The sequence below is a fragment of the Ochrobactrum sp. Marseille-Q0166 genome, from assembly GCF_014397025.1.
In the GTDB taxonomy this organism is placed as follows: domain Bacteria; phylum Pseudomonadota; class Alphaproteobacteria; order Rhizobiales; family Rhizobiaceae; genus Brucella.
The window spans coordinates 1496671-1517544 of the sequence record NZ_JACJUO010000002.1 but is presented as its reverse complement, the minus strand read 5'-3'; the positions used below and the strand labels follow the sequence as shown (position 1 = coordinate 1517544).

Genomic DNA, 20874 nt, shown 5'->3' with positions numbered 1-20874 from the left:
CCTTGCGCAAGTCTTACAGGCTCCCTAATTTTCCGGGAAATTAGCCGAAACTATGATTCCGGTGAGACGATGCAGGAGCATTCGATGAAAAATATTTCGCCGCAAGACGCGCTCGTTTACATTATGGTGACGACATCTGCCGCTGACACCACAATGACCGATGCCGAGTTGGAATCCATTAGTAACGTAGTTTCTCGCCTGCCGGTTTTTCAGGGTTTTGATTCAGCACGTCTGCCAAAGCTTGCCAGCGATTGCTACGGGCTTCTGGCGTTTGAGGATGGTCTGGAGCGGATTCTCGATCTTGCGCATGATGCAATGCCGGAAAAACTCTACGATACCGCCTATGCACTGGCGGTCGAAGTGGCGGCGGCTGACTTGCATGTCGAGCAGGAAGAGCTTGAGTTTCTTCAAATGCTGCGTGACCGATGGACGCTGGATGAGCTTACCGTTGCAGCCATTGAGCGCAGCGCACGAGTGCGTTTCCGCAAGCTTTGATCAATTCATAACTTCAAATTGAAAACGGGCGGGGTAAATCCCGCCCGCAGCATAAGTTAGTCTGGCTTAGCAGACGACAGGAACACGCCGTGCCTTGCGCCATTCAAGTGCTGTCCGCATCAGATGGGCAGCTTCGGCGAATGTTGCATTGTCTTTCCAGCGCTCCGAATGAATAAGATTTGACGGAACAATATCCCTCAATGCCTCAAGCGTATGGCGCGGGACTGTATCGGTGCAGCGCCACAGGCGACGGAAAACGACGCTGATGCGCGTAACCTTACCATTGATTGCTACGACTGGTTCAGCCGTTTCAAGATTCCAGTCCTCATAAGCATCCACTGCGTCCTGAAATGCATGATGTAAATAGATCGGTGCATGACCGTCATGAAGTGGGGGCAGCAAACTAGACATTTCTGTTTCCTCTCTTCTTGAGCGCATCCCGAAAAACGGGAAACGATTTTTGAATTGGATGCGCACTCTAATGTGGTTCAGCTACAGGCACTTACGGATACTTCAATACAGGACTCCGCAAATGCGGTTTAACGGGCTTTGTTCAGCCCGTCATGCATCTGCCGTATCAATCCTTCCTCACAAAATACGACAACACATAATTAACCATGATCTATGCAAGGGTGGGTGTTTGGCAAGGGTAAAATTTCCTTTATAACGCTCTGTAGGGAAAATGAGTTTCACGCAAACTGTAACATTATTGTCTGTGTAGGAAGCGTGTGACGCTGTGGTATTATAGCGCAAGAAATGCCTGAAAATGCTGTGATCAGGCAGTTGCGAAGGGAACGCCGTCATTGGTGGATAGGGATACAGTCTTGGGCGGTTTTGTTTCGGTTTGCCTTCATAGTGCCGTGCTTACTCTGCTGTTGATTTCATTCCCGGTTTCAAACCATTCTGTTGCGCCAGAAGATGTGAAAGTGGAGCTTGTGCCGCCGCCTTCAGCGCCATCGCCCGAACCAACTGAGAACAAGCCTGTTGAGCCCTCCCAGTCTGCGCAAGCACCTCAGGCATATGAAACAGCTACAAATGAGGAAAAAGAAAATACCAAAATTGAACCGACGGATCCGACTGCTCAGGAAGGGGATGATACGCCTCAACCTGTCGATGGTCAGTCGGATCAGGAAAAAAAGCAGTCGTCCGCGGGTGAACAGGTTCTGAGTGCTGAAAACTCCGCCATCAGTGTCGCAAGTGGCGAAGAGCAGCAGACCCCCATGGTTAAAGCCAGGCGAATTTACTCAAAAGATGCACTTTCAAATCCACGCGTGAAACAGGCCTTGGGAAAACTCTCTCCCACAGACCGGGTTATTCAGATTTGTGGGATAGAAGCGCTGGAGCAGATTCGGCATCACCGGCCTGATATTGTGCCCGATATGATGGCGCGCACAGGTGGTGCGTTGACAGCTTCGAGTTTGAAAATGTCAGATGGTGCGTTCAGAAGCCGTTCAAATTGGTACAATCTTGATTTTGATTGCAAGATTAATCCAGAAGATATGAACGTCACATCGTTCCAATATGCAATTGGCGACGTCATCCCCAAAAAAGACTGGTCTCGGAGAGAATTGCCGGCGGATTAGCCACTCAACGTTTCAAAAATGAGAAGCAATTTTCGATATTTATTGACACTGTGACAGGATTTTCCCTGCAAATCGTTGAAACCCGGTGTAAACATAACAAGGGAAATTTCAGGGGCAGCGATATGGCTCGGTTTATTGCTTCACGCAGGGCATTTCTGGTTGGTTCGACATCACTTGCGGCTTTGCCGCTGTTGCCTGATTGGGCGCGTGCCGAAGACGCACCGCAAAAAGGCGGGCGGCTGGTCGTGGCTGCAGATTCCGAGCCGCGCAATCTCAATCCGGCAATTGTTGCGTCCAATGGTGTTTTCTTCGTTGCGAGCAAGGTGATCGAGCCGCTGGCCGAAGCGTCCTTTGATGGTGAAAACGGTCTGGAACCACGCCTTGCAACCAGTTGGGAAGGCTCCGATGATGGCCTGACCGCGACCTTCCGCCTGCGTGATGGCGTAAAATGGCATGACGGTCAGCCGTTTACTTCCGAGGATGTGGCGTTTTCAGCAATGCAGGTCTGGAAGCCGCTGCAAAATCTCGGCCGCGTGGTGTTCAAGACGCTTGAAAAGGTCGAAACGCCGGATGAGCATACGGCTGTTTTCCACTTCAGTGAGCCAACATCGTTTCAGCTTATTCGCAATGCGATGCCAGCACTGACTGCGGTACTGCCCAAGCATGTGTTTGATGGCACGGATATTGCTGCCAATCCCGCCAATGAAAAGCTGATCGGCACTGGGCCGTTCAAATATGCCGAACACAAGACCGGTGAATATTATCGTCTGACGAAAAATGAAGATTATTGGGGCGAGGGTGAACCTTATCTCGATGAAATCATCTATCGCGTGCTGCCCGATCGTGCCGCAGCGGCCGGTGCGCTGGAAGCCGAGGAAATTGATCTTGCTGCGTTTTCCGCCGTGCCTCTGGCTGATCTCGCGCGCATTTCGAAAGTGCCAGGGTTGAATGTCATTTCCAAAGGCTATGAAGCGCTGACCTATCAGCTGGTTGTCGAAATCAATCATCGACGCAAGGAACTGTCCGACCTTAAAGTTCGTCAGGCAATCGCCCATGCGATTGATCGCGATTTCGTCGTGAAGACGATTTTTCTCGGCTATGCAAAGCCTTCGACCGGGCCGGTTCCGCAATATGACGGCCAGTTCTATACGGGCGATGTTACCGCTTATCCTTTCGATGTGGCGAAGGCCAATGCGCTGCTGGATGAGGCGGGCTATAAGCGCGGCAAGGACGGCACACGCTTTGCACTGAAGCTGCTTCCAGCCCCCTATTTTAACGAAACCAGACAGTTTGGTGATTATCTGCGGCAGGCGCTGGCGGAAATCGGCATTGATGCGCGTATCGTCAACAATGATTCAGCAGCACATCAGAAGGCAGTCTATACGGATCACGATTTTGATCTTGCGATAGCACCGACCGTCTATCGTGGCGATCCCGCAATTTCTACGACCATTCTGGTGGAAAGCGGTATTGCAGCGGGCGTGCCATTCTCCAATCAGGGTGGCTATGCTAATGCGGAATTGGATGCACTGATTGCCAAGGCTGCCCATGAAATTGACGAGAAGAAGCGAACCGCGCTTTATCATCAGTTCCAGAAACGCGTCGAAGATGATTTGCCGCTCATCAATGTGGCGGAGTGGGGCTTTATCACGGTTGCCAATGAGCGAGTGAAGAACGTCTCCAACAATCCCCGATGGGCTGTTTCCAACTGGGCCGATGTGTTTATTGCACAGTGACGAAACGTTGCTTTGACTGTACGCTCACGACGTGGCGCAGATTCTAACCCTTTTCAGGAAACGATTGATCAGCAGCATGATTGTGCTGCTAATTGTTGTCATTGGTTGTTTTCTGATGCTGGAAACCGCACCGGGCGACGCGGTTGATGCCTATGCGGTAAGCTTTGGCGGTGATGCGAGTGCCATTGCTGAGATGCGCGCTCGCTGGGGGCTGGATCAATCCGTTTGGCACAGACTTACAGCCTATCTCGCCGCACTTGTGCAAGGTAATCTGGGCTGGTCGGTCAGTTTCAATCGTCCCATTCTCGATGTCATTCTTGAGCGCCTCCCCAATACGCTGTTGCTGATGGGCGCTGCGACGGCACTGTCTTTCGCGGTCGGGTCGGCTTTGGGCATTGTCGCAGGCGCAAGGCCCGGAAGCTTTCGAGACCGTTTTCTGTCGGTTGCTTCACTTATACTCTATGCCATTCCCGGTTTCTGGTTGGCGCTTGTGCTGGTCATCCTGTTTTCAATCCGGCTGCGCTGGCTGCCTTCAAGCGGCATTGAGACCATTGCTTCCGGTAAGGAAGGGTTTGCGCGCGGGCTTGATATAGCACGTCATCTCGTGCTGCCGGTTGTCTCGCTAGGGCTGATTTATCTGGCCCTTTATCTGCGCGTGATGCGCGCTTCCATGGCTGATATCTGGCGCATGGATTTCGTCCGCGCATTAAAAGCGAGAGGCATATCACGTCCGCGTATCGTACTGCGCCATGTGGCGCGCAACGCGCTCTCACCCCTTGTCACCATGCTTGGGTTGCAAGCCGCTTCCATGCTGGGCGGCAGCGTGGTGATTGAAAGCGTCTTTGCGGTCCCCGGCCTGGGAAGACTCGCACAGGAGTCGGTTGCAAGCCGTGATACGCCTTTGCTGCTGGGCGTCATTTTGACGAGTGCCATCATGGTGATCGCGGTCAATTTTGTCGTCGATCTTCTCTATCTTTGGCTTGATCCGCGCATATCTGCCGGAAAGGCACGGCCATGAGTGGGATGAGACGTTATTTCGGATCGGGCGAGGGCGTTGCAGGCGCGATTATTCTGCTCGTGCTCATCGCAGCAGCACTTCTTGCACCGCTGCTCTTTCCTGGCGATCCGCTGCATATTGTTGCAACGCCGATGCTTGCGCCGTTTGACAATCCATCCTTTCCGCTCGGAACAGACCGGCTGGGTCGTGATGTGGTAGCCGAGCTTTTCCATGCAAGCCGAACATCTCTGGTCGTGGGGCTGGCCGCAGCGGCGGCATCCATTCTGATTGGCAGCATTGTCGGTACACTGTCAGGTTTCGCCGGTGGTCTGGTCGATGAAGTGCTGATGCGCATCACGGAAGCCTTTCAAACTGTGCCGGGTTTTCTACTAGCGCTGGCACTGGTGAGCATCGCTGGGCCCTCGCTGCCGGTGCTGGTCGCAGCGATAGCGCTTTCTAGCTGGACGCAGGCTGCACGCCTTACGCGCGGGCAGGTTCTGTCGATCCGTGAGCGCGATTATGTGGCGTCGGCGCGTGTTATCGGTATGCACCCGCTTGAAATTGCTTTCCGGCAAATCCTGCCCAATGCCGTGCCGCCGGTGCTGGCGCTTGTGCCGGTAATTGTTGCCTCTGCAATTCTGATTGAAGCAGCGCTGTCATTTCTGGGACTTGGTGATCCCAATCGGGTGACATGGGGTGGCATGATTGCCGAAGGCCGCACGGTTTTGCGATCAGCGCCGTGGTTGTCCATTTTACCGGGGATTGCACTGGCGTTAACTGTCGTCGGTGTCTATCTCGCAGGAGAAGGTATCACGCAGGCTGCATCGCGGCGCGAGGTGCAGGCATGAGCGTGCTCGCCTATATTGAAAATCTAGGCGTGTGCTATGGCAGCGATACAGCGCTCAACAATCTTGACCTCGATATAGAGGCCGGTGAAACGCTTGCAATTATTGGCGAAAGCGGTTCCGGGAAAAGCACATTGGCATTGGCGCTCGCCGGCCTTCTGCCAGCCAACGCTCGGGTTTCAGGCGCGATCCAATGGCCGAATGGGAAACCAAAACCGGGGCGCGATGTAGGCTTTGTTTTTCAGGATCCGGTTTCAAGTTTCGATCCCCTGATGCGCGTTGGTGCGCAACTCGTCGAGACAATCCGTGCCCATCAAAACATTGATCGTCATGCGGCCAAAGATAAGGCGCTCAAGCTGTTAGCGCGCGTGCAGATTGCGGAGCCGGATTTAAGTTTTGTGCGCTACCCGCATCAGTTTTCCGGTGGGCAAAAACAGCGTATCGCTATAGCTCTTGCCATCGCAGCAAACCCAAATCTTTTGATTGCGGACGAGCCGACCAGTGCGCTCGATACCATTGTACAACAGGAAATCGTGGCACTGCTGCGCGCCTTGGTTCAGGCTGATGGCATGACGCTGATCTTCATCACCCATGATATTGCGCTGGCTTCCAATCTTGCGGATCGCATTGCCGTGTTTCGTCATGGTGAACTGGTGGAAAGCGGTTTAGCGCGCGAAATCATTACAAACCCACAGAGCGATTATACAAAAGCGCTGATTGCAGCCGTTCCCGTGCTGGAGCCTGAACATGGATAGAAGCTTGTTGCGGGCGAATGATTTGAGTGTGCGTTATGGCGGCAAGCTGGCGCTTGATCATGTAAATCTTGAGATTGCATCCGGTGAAACGCTGGCACTGGTCGGGCCTTCCGGTAGCGGTAAATCCACACTGGCGCGGGCACTTCTAAGGCTGCATGTACTTCAATCGGGTTCGATTGAGTTTGATAATGAGAACTGGCTTGCGCTCAAAGGCAGCGTGTTGAGAAAGCGCCGCGCACGGATGCAAATGGTGTTTCAAGACCCGCTTTCAGCCTTTAATCCTCGCGCAACAGTATATGGTTTGCTGCATGAGCCTTTGCGCATCCATGGCATAAGGCGCGATATTTCAGAGCTTTTGCAAAAGGTTGGCCTTGATCCCAAGTTGAGCAAACGCGGTGTGCATGAGATTTCCGGTGGCCAGCGTCAGCGTGTGGCAATCGCACGGGCCTTTGCAACAAACCCGTCGCTCATCGTTCTGGATGAAGCGGTGTCGGCGCTCGATTTGACGGTGCGTGGCTCAATTCTGAAATTATTGAAGGAAATACAGAAGGCCGAAGGCACGGCCTATCTCTTCATCACGCATGATCTGGCGGTCGCTGCACAAATGGCTGATCGGATTGCTGTTATGGAGCGTGGACGAATTGTCGAATGTCGCCCCGCGCGAGATTTGATCGCGGCACCGCAAGCGCCCGTTACAAAGGCGCTCATTGAAGCTGTGCCGCGAATTCTTTTTTAGAGCATTTCCTATAATTTATTCTAACTAGGGAATGCTCTAAGCTTTGCCGAGTTCAATTGAACGTTTGCGCGCTGCATCTACGGCTTCGGTGACCAAATTCTTGAGACGATCTTCGCCCATCAGCACGTCCAATGCTGCGGCAGTGGTGCCGTTAGGGCTTGTAACCTGTTCGCGCAACTTGGTTGGGCTGTCGCTGCTTGCCGCAGCCAATGCACCGGCACCCATGACGGTCTGCATGGCAAGGAGCGCTGCCGTCTCGCGCGGCAGCCCAGCTGTTACACCAGCATCGGTTAGCGCCTCAATAAAGTGGAACACATAAGCCGGACCAGAACCGGAAACGGCAGTCACTGCATCCATCTGCGCTTCATCGTCGATGCTTGCGACCTTGCCGGACGTCTTGAGCAAGCTCTTCACAAAAGCCGCGTCGTCATCACCGACATTTGTATTCTTGTAAGTGACAAGCATTCCCTTGCCGATCGCGGCAGGCGTGTTCGGCATGCAACGCATAATCTTTGCGTCGCTACCTAAATGCTGCTCGAAGAACGAAACCGGGATGCCGGCAGCGACACTGACAAAGGTAGCATTCGGTGCAAAGCGCTTATAGGCAGGCAATACATCGCTCATGACTTGCGGCTTGACGGCAACCAGCACCATTCGCGGATCGAGGTTGTCGGAGAGTGAGTCCGCACTTGAGCATGCATTTACACCGGCAAGTGCCGCACGAGTTTGAAGAGCTTCAGAAGGCTCAACCACATGCACATTCTCCGCTTCTAAAATGCCGCTATCGAGCCAACCTTTAAGCATCGCAAAGCCCATATTGCCGCAACCAACGAGAATGACTGTATCTTGCATGAGAAAGTTCCACCTTCATGAATCGAGTGTTTAAGCACTGTCGTTTGTTGGGTCCGATATAGCCCTCCATAAGCACAAATCGCAAGGCAAGAAGGCAAAAAGTCTGAAAGACAGGCAAGCTTTAATCTTTCTAACTTGGGAGCAATTCCTTGTTGAACCGGCGCGTCTTTCTGGGTAGGTCTTTTTTGGAAGATAATTACGACCTGATAAATTAGGTTGCATAATATTGCTTTAAAAGGTGGTCCAATGCTCGGAAAAGCTTTCCCTATCGTGCGTTTAGCTACAATCTTAGCAGTTATTATGACAGCTGGTGCAGCGGTTGCCGAAACGCCAAGCAGTCCAGAATGGGCTGTCAAGGAAATCAGCAAGCTGTCCGATGCTGATCTTGTTCTTTCGTCATCGGCAGGCAAAAGCTTTATGGATAAGCTGGCTCCCGATCACGACAAGGCTTGTGGCAAGCCAGAAGAAAACCGTCCGGATTTTGACGAGTTTTGCTCGTGGGCTTTTAATAATGAAGAGGCGGATTTCGATATTCTTCTCGGTATTAAAGATAACAAGATTGTCAGTATTGTAGCGTCAACTGTGCCCGAAAATAACGATGTCTGGGTGTGCGAAAAGACCCAGAAGGACATTCCTGAAAGTGATCTGCAGACCTGCAATATCCGTTCCGCCGATGAAAAAAGCCGTGCGCATTGGTCGGAAAGCTGGTCGGGCTTCCTTTCATCGATCAACTGATTTCGGATCATTGATATTCATAATGAGCGGCGCTGATGTGTATCAGTGCCGTTTTTTGTTTCAGATTTTTTATGTGATTCATCGATTGCTCATTTTTTTATAACAATATGCAGTATCACTACATTGAGGGAAACGATGGATCCGGCTTTAACAACTGGCGTGCCACCTGCGGAAGCCTTTGTGCATGTTCGCATGATCATTGGCATTATTCTGGGTTTGAGCGTTTCGCGTCTTCTGACGGGTGTTGCGCGTTTTATCCAGCATCCGGGCAAGCAGCACATATATCCGGTGCATATTGCATGGGTCGCATTCCTGCTGCTTTCGGTAATCCATTTCTGGTGGTTTGAATTCAGCCTGCGTTCCATCCATCTATGGACGTTTGAGAAATATTTCTTCGTGATCTTCTATGCGGGGCTCTATTTCATGCTCTGTACCCTGCTGTTTCCTGACAGCATGGGGGAATATAAGGGCTATCGGGACTATTTTATTTCGCGACGAAAGTGGTTTTTCGGCCTTCTGGCTCTGCTCTATGTCGCTGATCTCGTTGACACGCTTCTCAAAGGCGTAGAGCATTTCAACCTGTATGGGTTTGAATACCCTGTTCGGATCGGCGTTCTAATCATAGCAAGCCTTGTCGCCATGTTTAAGGATAATCGGCGCTATCATGCGGCTTTCATCACGGTTGCGCTTTTGTATGAAATAGCCTTCACGCTCCGGCATTTTGCGACTTTATCCTGAAACTTATCTTTTCTGCGATTGTCATCGCAGCCGATGACGCTTATTGGCATGTTTTCAGGATTAAGGCGCTGTATCCCAAGGCATCGCCTGTTTAAAACGGAGCATTCGATATGGCCCAATTGATCGATGGCAAAAAGCTCGCCGAGGATGTGGTTTCAACGGTGAAGCGGGAGACCGAAAAGCTCGTGGCTGCGACTGGTGTTGTGCCGGGCATCGCAGTGGTGATCGTTGGTGAAGATCCGGCAAGTCAGGTTTACGTGGCCTCTAAAGGCAAGAAAGCCAAGGAATGCGGCTTCCTTTCTGTGCAGCATGATTTGCCGGAAGATGCTTCCGAGCAGGAGCTGCTTGATCTGATCGACAGTCTCAACAATGATCCTGCCATCCACGGTATTCTGGTGCAGTTGCCACTGCAAAAGCATATCGATTCAGGTCGTGTGATCCAGACGATCGCGCCGGAAAAAGACGTCGATGGCTTCCATTTTATCAATGTCGGTAAGCTCGGTACAGGTGAAGTCGATACGGCTTTTGTTCCATGTACGCCTGCTGGGGCAATGATCATGATTGAGCGCGTTCACGGTCGCGATCTGTCAGGCCTTAATGCCGTTGTGATTGGTCGTTCGAATATTGTCGGCAAGCCGATGTTCAATCTTCTACTCGCAGCTAATGCGACCGTAACGGTTGCACATAGCCGTACCAAGGACCTGCCGACGATTGCTCGCACGGCCGACATTCTGGTTGCGGCTGTTGGTCGTCCGCAGATGGTCAAAGGCGATTGGGTCAAGCCGGGTGCGACAGTGATCGACGTCGGTATCAATCGTATCGCAGCGCCTGAAAAGGGCGAAGGCAAGACCCGTCTGGTTGGAGATGTCGACTTTGCGGATGCAGAAAAGGTTGCAGGAGCTATTACACCTGTACCGGGTGGTGTCGGTCCGATGACGATCGCTATGTTGATGGCCAACACTTTGACAGCTGCTTGCCGCAGCGCTGACTTCGAAAAGCCAGTATTTTGACACAATTTAAGGGCGTTTTTTGCACCTTTTTGTGAAGTTTTGGACAAATAAAGAGGCAAATCGGCTTAAAAACCGCTTTGCCTTATTTTTAACACATCGTCTTTCAGAAGACGGAAGCGCCCTCATCTGCACGTCCGGCGATGTTGCGGAAAGCGCGAAAAAGTTCGCGCCCCATGCCGTACTCATTGGCTGATAGGTCAGGACGCTGTTCGATGCGTTCATCTAGAAGCGCATCACTGACGAGAACGTCCAGAGTACCGTTCACAGCATCGAGACGAACAATATCGCCCGTGCGGATTTTTCCAATTGCGCCACCGTCGAGTGCTTCCGGTGTCACGTGGATGGCAGACGGTACCTTACCGGACGCGCCGGAAAGACGACCATCGGTGACGAGTGCTACGCGCTGGCCTCGATCCTGCAAAATGCCAAGCACGGTCATCAGCTTGTGCAGCTCGGGCATACCATTGGCCTTTGGGCCCTGATAACGCACAACTGCGATAAAGTCGCCGATAAGGTCGCCAGCCTTGAAAGCATCCTGCAATTCGGCCTGATCGTTGAAGACTTTCGCAGGGGCTTCAATGATATGGCGTTCGGGCTTCACGGCTGAAACCTTGATGATGGCATTGCCGATATTGCCGGTTAGAACCTTGATACCGCCACTTGGCTGGAAGGGTGCGCCGATCTTGGCCAGAACCTTGTCATCGCCGCTCTTTTCCGGGACAGGTTCGCGAATAACCGTACCATTTTGCCCGAGTTTGGGCTCAATCGCATAAGGGCGCAGACCTTCACCCCAGACGGTGCGGACATCTTCATGCAGAACACCGCCGTCGAGTAATTCGCGGATCAAAAAGCCCATGCCGCCAGCCGCATGGAAATGGTTCACATCGGCAAGGCCGTTCGGATAAACGCGCGCCAGCAAAGGCACTACGTCTGAAATGTCCGAAATGTCCTGCCACGTCAATTTGATGCCGGCGGCGGCTGCCATCGCGATCAGATGAATCGTGTGGTTGGTCGAGCCGCCGGTGGCGTTTAGCCCGACGATACCATTGACGAAAGACCGTTCATCGAGCATCTCGCCCACAGGCGTATACTCATTGCCGCAAGCGGTAATCGCCAGCGCACGCTTGGCAGCTTCGCGCGTCAGCGCATCGCGCAAAGGTGTGCCGGGATTGATGAAGGATGAGCCCGGGGTATGCAGCCCCATGATCTCCATAAGCATTTGATTGGAGTTGGCCGTGCCATAAAAAGTGCAGGTGCCGGGACCGTGATAGGATTTTGACTCGGATTCGAGCAATTCCGCGCGGCCGACTTTGCCTTCTGCGTATAGTTGACGGGTCTTTGCTTTCTCGTCATTCGGCAAACCGCTTGTCATCGGACCAGCAGGGATGAATACCGCGGGCAAATGTCCGAAGGTGAGGGCACCGACGATCAGCCCCGGTACAATCTTATCGCAAACGCCGAGATAGACAGCAGCGTCGAACATATCGTGCGAAAGGCCTACAGCCGTTGCCATGGCAATGACTTCGCGCGAGAACAGCGAAAGTTCCATCCCGGCAAAGCCTTGTGTCACACCATCGCACATGGCTGGAACACCGCCTGCAACCTGTGCGACGCCGCCTGCTTCGCGCGCGGCTTTGCGGATCACTTCTGGATAGGTTTCAAATGGCTGATGGGCCGAAAGCATATCGTTGTAAGCAGTGATAATGCCAAGATTTGGCACGACGTCGGCGGTGAGGGCCGACTTGTCATTGGGGCCGCAGGCTGCAAAGCCATGTGCGAGATTGGCGCATCCAAGGATCGAGCGATGCGGCTTACGGGAAGCCGCTTCGCGTACGCGTCCGATGTAGGCTTCGCGGGTCGGCTTCGAGCGCTCAACGATACGTTCGGTGATAGCCTTTATTCGGGTATGCGCAGTCTGTGTCGTCATGGGTATCACCTGTGAGTTATTTCAGGCTTGCCTGTGGCTAAAATTGGCTCACAGTCCCAAACGCAAACTGCGTTTTCATTGAGACTGTTAGCTGGTCCAGTAAAGTTGTATCGGCTTGCGGGCGTGACGGAACACGGCGCGAACCGGCATTTCTTTTTCGTCGTCGTTTGCCAGTGCTTTCTCAAGCGTTGCCTGCTTGGCAGCACCCTCGATATGCAGAACCAGCATGTCTGCCTCCACCAGTAACGGCAAAGTCAGTGTCAGGCGCTTCTCACCTGCGCCTTCCGCATGAATGGGTAGTACAACAGCTTTGGTATTCGGGTCGATTGCCTGATCAAGCCTGTCAGCATTGGGAAAGAATGAGGCTGTGTGGCCATCATTGCCCATGCCAAGCACAACAACGTCAAACGGGCGATGCAATGCATCAATGCGGCTCGCAGCAGCCAGAGCCGCGGTTTCTACGGTTGCGGCCGGATTATAGAGGCCGACAAACTTTGCAACACCTGCATGATCGCGCAGAAGATGGTCGCGCACCAGCTTCTCATTGGAGCGCTCATTGGTCGGAGCCACGAAGCGCTCATCGACGAGCGTGATGGTTACAAGCGTCCAGTCAATCATCTTGCGTGACAGAATATCGAACAGCTTGAGCGGCGTTGTACCGCCGGAAACAGCAATCGTTGCGTGCCCCCGCTCAGCGATAGCGGCAGAAAGCTTGTTCGCAATCGCTTCCGAGAGCGACTGCGCAAGTTCTGTTCCGCTGGTAAAATCGTGCCGTTCGATGCTCATGCCATACCTTTCAAGTCAGTCCAGAGCGAGCACACCCATATAAGATATTTGTGCTCGCTCTTTATTTTCTGGCACAAAGACTGATCCGGGAAAGTCTGTCAACGCTCCCGGCATGTGCTTTATCAGCTTTCGTGCCAAGTCCGTCCGTCACGCTCGATAAGAGCGATCGAAGACGACGGACCCCATGTGCCAGACGTGTAGCCCTGAACCTGTTGGTTGTTGACGTCCCAACCCTTCAGAATAGGGTCAACCCAGCGCCATGCAGCTTCAACTTCATCGCGTCGCATGAACAGGGTCTGGTTGCCACGAACGACGTCCATGATCAGGCGTTCATAGGCATCCGGGTTGCGTTCATTGAAGGATTCGGCAAAGCTCATGTCGAGTGGAACGTGACGCAGACGCATGCCGCCTGGACCTGGATCCTTGATCATCAGCCACTGTTTGACGCCTTCATCGGGCTGCAGACGGATAACGAGCTGGTTTGCAACGACCTTGCCAGCATTTTCACCGAAAATCGAATGCGGGATCGGCTTGAAGGTGACGACGATTTCCGAAACGCGCGATGCAAGTCGTTTGCCGGTGCGCATATAGAAAGGAACGCCAGCCCAGCGCCAGTTTTCGATTTCAGCCTTGAGCGCAACAAAGGTTTCCGTGTTGCTGTCGTCGCTGCCGAGATCTTCAAGATACCCTTTAACAGGGCCGCCAGCAGATGCGCCGGCGCGATACTGGCCGCGGACCGTAACATCTTCGACATTCGCGGTGGTGATTGGCTTCAGCGAGCGCAGCACCTTTACCTTTTCGTCATGCACAGCATCGGCTTCGAGCGACGACGGCGGCTCCATGGCAACAAGGCAAAGAAGCTGGAGAATATGGTTCTGCACCATATCGCGCAGTGCACCAGCGGTGTTGTAATAGCCCGCACGGCCTTCAAGCCCGACAGATTCTGCAACCGTGATCTGCACATGGTCGATGTGAGCGGAATTCCAAAGTGGCTCATAAAGCGCATTGGCGAAGCGCAGAGCCATCAGGTTCTGAACAGTTTCCTTGCCCAGATAATGGTCGATACGGAAAATCTGGTCTTCGCGGAAGACGCTGCCGATGGTGTCGTTGAGTGCATTGGCGGTTTCAAGATCACGGCCAATCGGCTTTTCAACGATTATGCGGGTGTCGCGCGTGATAAGACCATGCGACTTGAGGCGGTTTGCTATATCGCCAAACAGCGTCGGGCTTACGGCCAGATAGAATGCGCGAATCTTTTCAGGCTTCTTGCCGATGGCCTCTTTCAAAGCTGCCCAGCCGTCTTCCGACTTTGCATCGACTGCAACATAGGTGAGGCGAGCAATAAAAGTCTCGACTTCCTTGGCGTCGATTTCTTGGGCTTTGACATGCTCGTTGATCGCATCGCGGGCAAATTTGCGATATTCCTCATCGGTCATGGGGCTACGCGAAGCACCGATGATACGCGTCGGCTCACTGAGCTGACCTGCACGCTGGCGCTGATAAAGCGCAGGAATCAGTTTGCGTTCGGCAAGATCGCCAGAGCCGCCAAAAACGATACAATCGAAGGGCTCTACCGGTATTATCTGGCTGGTCATATACTGTTCTCTTCCACTTCTGGCGCAAATCACTTTGCTAATAGCAGATTGCGATTTTGGCGCACCTCTTGTCTATAATCTAATCGATTTAAATTCAACTCTCCAATGTTAAATTCCCATAAATGTTATCAATTGCGGCTGGCATAGCATTTCAGTTAACTGCAAATGCACAGATGACATGCTCAACATAGAGCCTTATTCAGGCATGAACACAGCTAGGCTGAACAAAGTTTTATTGATTTGACGCGCGGATCATATCTCTCATCCGCAAAAGGAGAATGACATGAAGAGGCTGCAGGATAAGGTTGCGATCATCACAGGTGCGGGATCGGGTTTCGGTTCTGCCATAGCGCGCCGATTTGCAGCCGAAGGCGCGAAGGTCGTGCTGGCTGATGTCAATGTGAAACGTCTTGAAGACGAGTTGGCTGATATTGGGGAGAATGCCTTGTCCGTGCAGGCGGATGTTTCTCGTAATGATGATATGGAGCGGCTGGCACGCGCTGCTTTCGACAAGTTCGGTCGTATCGACATCATGGTCAACAACGCCGGATTTACGCATCGCAACATGCCTTTGACGGACGTGGATGAGCATAATTTTGATCTTATCAATGCAGTTAACATGAAGGCGATTTATCATTCGACGTTGCTTATTGTTCCGATCATGGAACATCAGGGCAGCGGCGTCATTATCAATACCGCCTCGGCCATGGCCAATCGTCCACGCAAGGGCCTTACATGGTTTGCTGCTTCCAAAGGCTGGGTGGTCAGCGCCACCAAGGCGATGGCACTTGAACTTGCTGGGAAGAATATTCGCGTCAACTGCATCTGCCCCGCTGAAAGCGAGGGGGAAGCTCTCGGATTGTTTTTGGCAGAAGATACACCGCAGGCGCGTGAAGGGATGAAAGCCACCATCCCGCTTGGCCGGTTTTCCAAGCCTGAAGATGTTGCCGAAGCTGCACTTTTCCTTGCGTCGGATGAATCGTCAATGGTGACAGGAACCGCGCTCAGCGTCGATGGTGGCTATTCGATTTAGTTGCCGATTTGGGTGGCGCGTTTCAACGCCACCCAATTATAGAAAGCGCCTGCTGCAATCAGCACGCTGGTACCGATAAACACCCACGGCATTCCCATGCGTCCGCCGACAAAGCCACCGGCGACCGGACCCGCAACTTGCCCGACATATTGTGCGGAAACAGATAGACCAAGTACGCTGCCTGCAATGCGGTCAGGGACATTGTGCCGGATAACGCTGCTGATGCAGGGTAAAAGGCCGCCCAGTGCCAAGCCCATCAGGAAGCGCAAACCTATCAGCTGCCATGCTTCGGTTACGAAAGCCTGCGGAATGAGCAAAAACGCTGCGATCATCAAAGCTCCGATGATAACGCGGGTATGGCCGATGCGATCTGCCAGACGGCCAAGACGCGAGGCCGACAGGATGCTGCCGAGCGCTGCCGCAGCCATCACGACACCGGAAATCAGAGTGACCTTGGTCTGGTCATCCATCAGCTGCATTACATAGACGGTGATGATCGGTTCGATCGACATATTGGCGAACATCAGCAACATACCGGTCGCAAGCATGGCAATGACGGGTCTGCGGTCGGGAACCGCTGCCCAAATCGATTGCTTCTTTTGTTCCTTGTTTCGCTTGGGTGGTTTGCGATCTTCGCGGATCAGAAATGTTGTTGCAAGGAAGGTCAGGAAGATCACGCTGCCAGCGAGCCAGAAGGTTGCTCGAATGCCGATCAGTGGAGGAAGCGCGCCACCCAGCAGAGGGCCAGCCAGATTGCCTGCCATGATGCCGGCAGAAAGTGCGCCGAGCGCCCAGCCAGTCTTGTCCCTTGGTGTCTGGGTCGCGACGAGGATCATGGAACCCGACGAATAGCCGCCTGCAATACCGACGAACAGGCGGAGTGCGACGAGCTGCCAGATATCTGTGACCATGCCCATCAGCGACATGGCAATTGCCATGCCAAGGCTTGCGCGGATCAGCATCAGCTTGCGGCCATAAAGATCGCCGAGCTTGCCCCAGAACGGAGCGACGATAGCAGCTGCGAGAAAGGTCGCGCCATAGGCAATGCCGGACCATTGCACGATAGCGGCGTGATCAGCGACGCCCAGTTGTTCCACATAAAGCGGCAGGAACGGCAGAAGCAGCGACATGGCAACAAGCGTGGTGAACGAACCGATCAGGCAGATGAGAAGGTTCTGCTTCCAGTAGCGTTCGTGAATTTCGTCTGCGGCGGTCGCGTTCTTTACATCCGCGTTGATTGTGGCCTTGCCGCCGCTTGTGGCGTGCTGGGTGCTCATGCTGTGTTCCGTGTTTTTATGCGTTGTTGCATTGTATTCCATTTTGGGATACCAAAATGGAATACATACATGCGCTTGTCCAGAAGGCTTGTCAATCAGTCGGGCGCGAGGATATCGAGGGTCCAATGTCACAGATGCGTCAAGTCGAAGAACAGTTACGCGATATGATCCTCGGACTTGAGCTGGGGCCGGGCGAACGGCTGACTGAACGCTGGATCGAAGCGCAGTTCAATGCATCACGCACGCCGATCCGTGCGGCGCTTTTGCGCCTTGAAGCCGAAGGGCTTGTCGGAAGGGAAGGGCGCGGCTGGACCGTTTCACCGATCAATCTCGCGGAGATTGAGCAGATTGGTGTTTATCGTGAGGCGCTGGAGATTGCCGCCCTCAACGTCACTTGCACGCTGGAAGATCGCAGTGGTGTGGAGGCAATTGCCGAAATGCTCAACAGTTGCGATGCCACAAGCACACGCGAGGAGTGGCATCGTGTCGGTATGGATTTTCACATCGAGCTGGCCCGGATTTCAGGCAATGAGTTTCTGAGCCGCGGTGTTCGCGATGCCATGCAGCGGCTTTCGCGGGCGCGCTGGCTTGAAGTGCGCGATGCGGATGCGCTTGCGCGCGCATGGCAACAGCATCATGCTATTCTGGATGCGGTGCGGGAAGGAGATGCATCGCAAGCAACGGCTCTGATGACATCGCATCTGGGTGGAAGTCGCTCTCGCCTGATCGATAATCTGCGTGAGGACCGACGGGGATTGAAAGCGCGTGGCTTTGCGGTGGTAAGTGGCTAAGGCATTTCCTGCAAAAGTGCGGAGGGGTTTTGGATTCGATTTTGCGTCGGATAATGCGAAACACCAGCAACTATCGCCATTCGGGCAGCTTATGTCCGCCACGGTCAAAACGGGATGGCCTTCCGTCTTTGATGCCCACATCGTGCAGTAAATAGTCCGGCGCGTGTTCGCTGAGGACACCGCGCTTTCCCTTGCGCTCGAACAAGTGTGCAATCCATGCACGCAGGCCGGACGACACTATTTTTTCAGGGCAAACAACGGCAATCGCTGATGAGTTGATCTCAACATCACGCATGGTCGATCTCGATTTTTTCTAAGATATCCGGTTAAATTGTGCCTATGTTTATGATGGAAAAATGCGTTGTTTTCCAATTGAACGTCGATTATGAGATATAAGGAGGCCTTATGTATTATGACGACAGTCCTACCATCTCTGGCAGCCATTCGCGTTTTTGAATCCGCTTCCCGCCATGCGAGCTTTACCCGTGCGGCGGAAGAGCTTGGGATGACACAGGCTGCTGTCAGCTATCAGATCAAATTGCTGGAAGAACGCGTCGGTGCACCACTGTTTCTGCGTAAACCGCGCCAGGTCGAATTGACCGAACTGGGCAAACGTCTCGCTCCTGCCATCAATGATGCTTTTGAAACCATGCGCGCCGCCTTTGCATCGGCACGCGAAGATACACAAGGCGTTTTGACGATCAGCGCTGTGGTGACTTTTGCATCAAACTGGCTCGTGCAGCGGTTGGGATCGTTTCAGATGCAACATCCGGCACTGGCTGTGCGACTGGATACCTCAAACGATATAATTGATTTCTCGACGTCAAATGTCGATATGGCCATTCGCGCCGGGCGAGGAAATTGGCCGGGGCTTGAGGCGCATGAGCTGATCAAGGCGCAGTTCTCACCGATGCTCAGTCCCAAGCTTATTGAATCGGTCGGAGGTATCAGGGAACCATCGGATCTGTTGCGTCTTCGCGCTGTCGATCCCAACGATCCATGGTGGAAAATCTGGTACAAGGCTGCCGGAATTGAAAATCCGGACATCAAGGGCAACTCATTCAGCCGTTATGGTGCGCAGCATCTGGAAGGGCGAGCCGCCGCCGCCGGGCAGGGCGTGGGCATTCTGACGCCTGCATTTCATGCGGCAGAACTGGCATCCGGGCAACTGGTCCAACCCTTTGATCTTCTTTGCGATGACGGACAGGCCTATTGGTTGGTCTATCCCAAAGCACGAAAGAATATGCCCAAAATTCGCGCTTTTCGCGAGTGGATTCTAAGCGTGCTTGCGTCGTCAAATTAGCCCATCAGATAGCGGAAAAAGCCTGCCGAACAGATGCCAATGATGACGGTTGGCAGCATGGAAAAGCGGGTTGCCGCAAGAATGGTGATGGCAAGCGCTGCGAGATCGGCCGGTTTGTCTGATACGAAATCTGGCGCAATCACTGAAATCAGCACGCAGCCGGGGGCTGCTTCCATGACAGCTGTGGCACGCTTGCTGAGTGTCCGATTGCGCAACAGAATATAACCGCCAATGCGCGTGAGATAGGTGACGCTTGCCATCAGTACGATAGCTGCAATTGCTATTGGATCAATCATTGTCGCCACCTGCAAGTACGTAAGCAGCAATCAGGCCGGAAATCGCACCGGCTGCGACATACCAAGCGCCGGGGATTGTTAGATAAGTTGTTGCTGCGACAACCAGACTGACGAGCCATGGCCGCGCGGCGGCCACGCCTTTCCACATACCTGCAAGCAGCACAAGGAAGACTGCCGGGAAGGCCATGTCAAAGCCGTATGGACGCAGATCGCCCATCATCGGACCGAAGGCAGCGCCGAGCGTGGTGAAGAACACCCATGCGATGTAAAACGGGACCGCAACACCGGCATAAAATTTCAGGCTGAAAGCATAGTTGATGCCTTTGGCCTTCCGGCGTCTGGCATCGGCAATGCCAATCGCCCAGCTTTCATCACACATGAGAAAAAGCGTAGCAAAAGCCTTGCGCTTTGGTAGATGACGGATGAACGGAGCGAGTGCTGCTCCCATTAGCAAATGACGGCTGTTTACGAGAAATGTTATCGCTGCAATCAGCAGAATATGCGGTGGCGATGTCCAGAGCTGAATAGCTGCAAACTCGGAGCCGCCCGCGAAATTGAGACCGGTCATCAACGGGACTTCAACGATACTCAACCCTTTTTGTGCCGCGAGCGCACCCAAAACTACCGCATAGGGAATAATGCCAAGTAAAACTGGGAATCCTGCAACGGCTCCGCGGCGAAATTCAGAATTGCCCGTAGTCTTGCTTTTTTGCGGCGCATAGGTCTGTGAAATATCCATCAAAATTCCGTTGGCTGGCTTTAAGCCTGCTTTTCATAAATTACACGACACTTGTAGTCGACGCGCAATGTAGCCAATATCTTGAGCAATCGGGTTGCAAAGATCGCCATCATGCATCAATATTTAGCAGATAATGCCAATTATATTCGCAGAAATGGAATTGAGAGCCAATGAAGCTCGATGATATCGATAGACGGATTCTTCGCGTGCTTCAGCGCAACGGTCGTATCGCCAACAATGATCTGGCGCGGGAAGTGGGGCTTTCGCCATCGCCTTGTTTAAGACGTGTCCGGCTTCTTGAAGAGGCGGGGGTTATCGACCGCTATGTCGCGGTGCTTAATCCGGCAAAGATCGGCAAAGGGCTGACATTCTTCGTGCGTATCCGTCTTGACCAGCAGGATGAAGAAACACTTCAGACCTTCGCCAAGGCGATCCTCAACTTGCCACAGGTGGTTGAGTGCTATTTCATGTTGGGGGATTTCGACGCGATGATCCGTGTGGTGGCCGCGGACATTGAAGACTATCGCCGGTTTCAGTCGGAGCATTTGAGCCGCATTAAAGGCGTTCAAAGCCTCAAGACCGACGTCCCGAGCCAGACGGTGAAGCAGGTGTCAGAAATACCGCTATGAATCGAACGGCCCGGAA

At 53.2% G+C, this 20874-nt stretch carries 23 protein-coding genes; 14 read left to right on the top strand and 9 right to left on the bottom strand.

What is annotated here, in order from left to right; genetic code table 11:
• The first annotated feature begins 84 nt into the window (after positions 1 to 84).
• Positions 85 to 495 (top strand): tellurite resistance TerB family protein, encoded by a 411-nt coding sequence (locus tag H5024_RS18340; protein WP_187548544.1) that lies wholly within the window; start codon positions 85 to 87, stop codon positions 493 to 495.
• A 66-nt stretch (positions 496 to 561) separates the two neighbouring features.
• Here H5024_RS18340 and H5024_RS18335 read toward each other — a convergent pair whose 3' ends face one another.
• Complete coding sequence (locus tag H5024_RS18335; protein ID WP_187548543.1) at positions 562 to 906, bottom strand: hypothetical protein; 345 nt, start codon at positions 904 to 906, stop codon at positions 562 to 564.
• A gap of 413 nt (positions 907 to 1319) precedes the next feature.
• On the opposite strand from H5024_RS18335, the gene H5024_RS18330 reads away from it, so the two are divergent.
• The 6 genes from H5024_RS18330 to H5024_RS18305 all read left to right on the top strand — a co-directional run bounded on the left by H5024_RS18330 (position 1320) and on the right by H5024_RS18305 (position 7147).
• Positions 1320 to 2078: a DUF930 domain-containing protein gene (locus H5024_RS18330; RefSeq protein WP_187548542.1), complete on the top strand. Its 759-nt coding sequence runs from the start codon at positions 1320 to 1322 to the stop codon at positions 2076 to 2078.
• 122 nt (positions 2079 to 2200) lie between these two features.
• Positions 2201 to 3814 (top strand): ABC transporter substrate-binding protein, encoded by a 1614-nt coding sequence (locus H5024_RS18325; RefSeq protein WP_187548541.1) that lies wholly within the window; start codon positions 2201 to 2203, stop codon positions 3812 to 3814.
• 16 nt (positions 3815 to 3830) lie between these two features.
• Positions 3831 to 4832: an ABC transporter permease gene (locus H5024_RS18320; RefSeq protein ID WP_187548696.1), complete on the top strand. Its 1002-nt coding sequence runs from the start codon at positions 3831 to 3833 to the stop codon at positions 4830 to 4832.
• On the top strand, positions 4829 to 5659 hold the full coding sequence (locus H5024_RS18315; RefSeq protein ID WP_187548540.1) for an ABC transporter permease: 831 nt from the start codon (positions 4829 to 4831) through the stop codon (positions 5657 to 5659). The genes H5024_RS18320 and H5024_RS18315 overlap by 4 nt, the downstream gene beginning before the upstream one ends.
• On the top strand, positions 5656 to 6411 hold the full coding sequence (locus H5024_RS18310; RefSeq protein ID WP_187548539.1) for an ABC transporter ATP-binding protein: 756 nt from the start codon (positions 5656 to 5658) through the stop codon (positions 6409 to 6411). The genes H5024_RS18315 and H5024_RS18310 overlap by 4 nt, the downstream gene beginning before the upstream one ends.
• On the top strand, positions 6404 to 7147 hold the full coding sequence (locus H5024_RS18305) for an ABC transporter ATP-binding protein (RefSeq protein ID WP_187548538.1): 744 nt from the start codon (positions 6404 to 6406) through the stop codon (positions 7145 to 7147). Before H5024_RS18310 ends, H5024_RS18305 begins: the two co-directional genes overlap by 8 nt.
• Before the next feature lie 36 nt (positions 7148 to 7183).
• On the opposite strand, the gene proC is transcribed toward H5024_RS18305, so the two are convergent.
• Positions 7184 to 7999: a pyrroline-5-carboxylate reductase gene (gene proC, locus H5024_RS18300; protein ID WP_187548537.1), complete on the bottom strand. Its 816-nt coding sequence runs from the start codon at positions 7997 to 7999 to the stop codon at positions 7184 to 7186.
• A gap of 300 nt (positions 8000 to 8299) precedes the next feature.
• On the opposite strand from proC, the gene H5024_RS18295 reads away from it, so the two are divergent.
• The 3 genes from H5024_RS18295 to folD all read left to right on the top strand — a co-directional run bounded on the left by H5024_RS18295 (position 8300) and on the right by folD (position 10482).
• On the top strand, positions 8300 to 8734 hold the full coding sequence (locus tag H5024_RS18295) for a hypothetical protein (RefSeq protein WP_247875336.1): 435 nt from the start codon (positions 8300 to 8302) through the stop codon (positions 8732 to 8734).
• Between the two features lie 135 nt (positions 8735 to 8869).
• A complete protein-coding gene (locus tag H5024_RS18290; RefSeq protein WP_187548535.1) occupies positions 8870 to 9472 on the top strand; it encodes a hypothetical protein in 603 nt (200 codons plus the stop codon).
• A 110-nt stretch (positions 9473 to 9582) separates the two neighbouring features.
• Positions 9583 to 10482 (top strand): bifunctional methylenetetrahydrofolate dehydrogenase/methenyltetrahydrofolate cyclohydrolase FolD, encoded by a 900-nt coding sequence (folD, locus tag H5024_RS18285; RefSeq protein WP_187548534.1) that lies wholly within the window; start codon positions 9583 to 9585, stop codon positions 10480 to 10482.
• Between the two features lie 103 nt (positions 10483 to 10585).
• On the opposite strand, the gene edd is transcribed toward folD, so the two are convergent.
• The 3 genes from edd to zwf all read right to left on the bottom strand — a co-directional run bounded on the left by edd (position 10586) and on the right by zwf (position 14790).
• Positions 10586 to 12409, bottom strand: a complete 1824-nt coding sequence (gene edd, locus H5024_RS18280) for a phosphogluconate dehydratase (protein ID WP_187548533.1) — start codon at positions 12407 to 12409, stop codon at positions 10586 to 10588.
• A gap of 87 nt (positions 12410 to 12496) precedes the next feature.
• Positions 12497 to 13195 carry a 6-phosphogluconolactonase gene (gene pgl / locus H5024_RS18275; RefSeq protein WP_187548532.1) on the bottom strand — a complete coding sequence of 233 codons (699 nt, stop codon included), beginning with the start codon at positions 13193 to 13195 and terminating at the stop codon, positions 12497 to 12499.
• 122 nt (positions 13196 to 13317) lie between these two features.
• Positions 13318 to 14790, bottom strand: a complete 1473-nt coding sequence (zwf, locus tag H5024_RS18270; protein ID WP_187548531.1) for a glucose-6-phosphate dehydrogenase — start codon at positions 14788 to 14790, stop codon at positions 13318 to 13320.
• Positions 14791 to 15073: 283 nt separating this feature from the next.
• On the opposite strand from zwf, the gene H5024_RS18265 reads away from it, so the two are divergent.
• A complete protein-coding gene (locus tag H5024_RS18265; protein ID WP_187548530.1) occupies positions 15074 to 15823 on the top strand; it encodes an SDR family oxidoreductase in 750 nt (249 codons plus the stop codon).
• Here H5024_RS18265 and H5024_RS18260 read toward each other — a convergent pair.
• Positions 15820 to 17100, bottom strand: a complete 1281-nt coding sequence (locus tag H5024_RS18260; RefSeq protein ID WP_187548529.1) for a multidrug efflux MFS transporter — start codon at positions 17098 to 17100, stop codon at positions 15820 to 15822. The two genes, H5024_RS18265 and H5024_RS18260, sit on opposite strands and share 4 nt — an antisense overlap.
• Before the next feature lie 125 nt (positions 17101 to 17225).
• Here H5024_RS18260 and H5024_RS18255 point away from each other — a divergent pair, with 125 nt between their 5' ends.
• Positions 17226 to 17891, top strand: coding sequence for a GntR family transcriptional regulator (locus H5024_RS18255; RefSeq protein WP_187548695.1), 666 nt, complete (start codon positions 17226 to 17228; stop codon positions 17889 to 17891).
• Positions 17892 to 17961: 70 nt separating this feature from the next.
• Here the strand turns inward: H5024_RS18255 and H5024_RS18250 are convergent, their stop codons facing one another.
• Positions 17962 to 18186, bottom strand: a complete 225-nt coding sequence (locus H5024_RS18250) for a hypothetical protein (RefSeq protein ID WP_187548528.1) — start codon at positions 18184 to 18186, stop codon at positions 17962 to 17964.
• Between the two features lie 117 nt (positions 18187 to 18303).
• Between H5024_RS18250 and H5024_RS18245 the strand changes: the two genes are divergently transcribed.
• Positions 18304 to 19194, top strand: coding sequence for a LysR substrate-binding domain-containing protein (locus H5024_RS18245; protein WP_187548527.1), 891 nt, complete (start codon positions 18304 to 18306; stop codon positions 19192 to 19194).
• Here H5024_RS18245 and H5024_RS18240 read toward each other — a convergent pair.
• Positions 19191 to 19490, bottom strand: coding sequence for an AzlD family protein (locus H5024_RS18240; RefSeq protein ID WP_187548526.1), 300 nt, complete (start codon positions 19488 to 19490; stop codon positions 19191 to 19193). The two genes, H5024_RS18245 and H5024_RS18240, sit on opposite strands and share 4 nt — an antisense overlap.
• Positions 19483 to 20229, bottom strand: a complete 747-nt coding sequence (locus H5024_RS18235) for an AzlC family ABC transporter permease (protein ID WP_187548525.1) — start codon at positions 20227 to 20229, stop codon at positions 19483 to 19485. Before H5024_RS18235 ends, H5024_RS18240 begins: the two co-directional genes overlap by 8 nt.
• A gap of 170 nt (positions 20230 to 20399) precedes the next feature.
• On the opposite strand from H5024_RS18235, the gene H5024_RS18230 reads away from it, so the two are divergent.
• Entirely contained in the window at positions 20400 to 20858 is a 459-nt protein-coding gene (locus H5024_RS18230; RefSeq protein WP_187548524.1) for an Lrp/AsnC family transcriptional regulator, read from the top strand.
• Positions 20859 to 20874 lie beyond the last annotated feature (16 nt).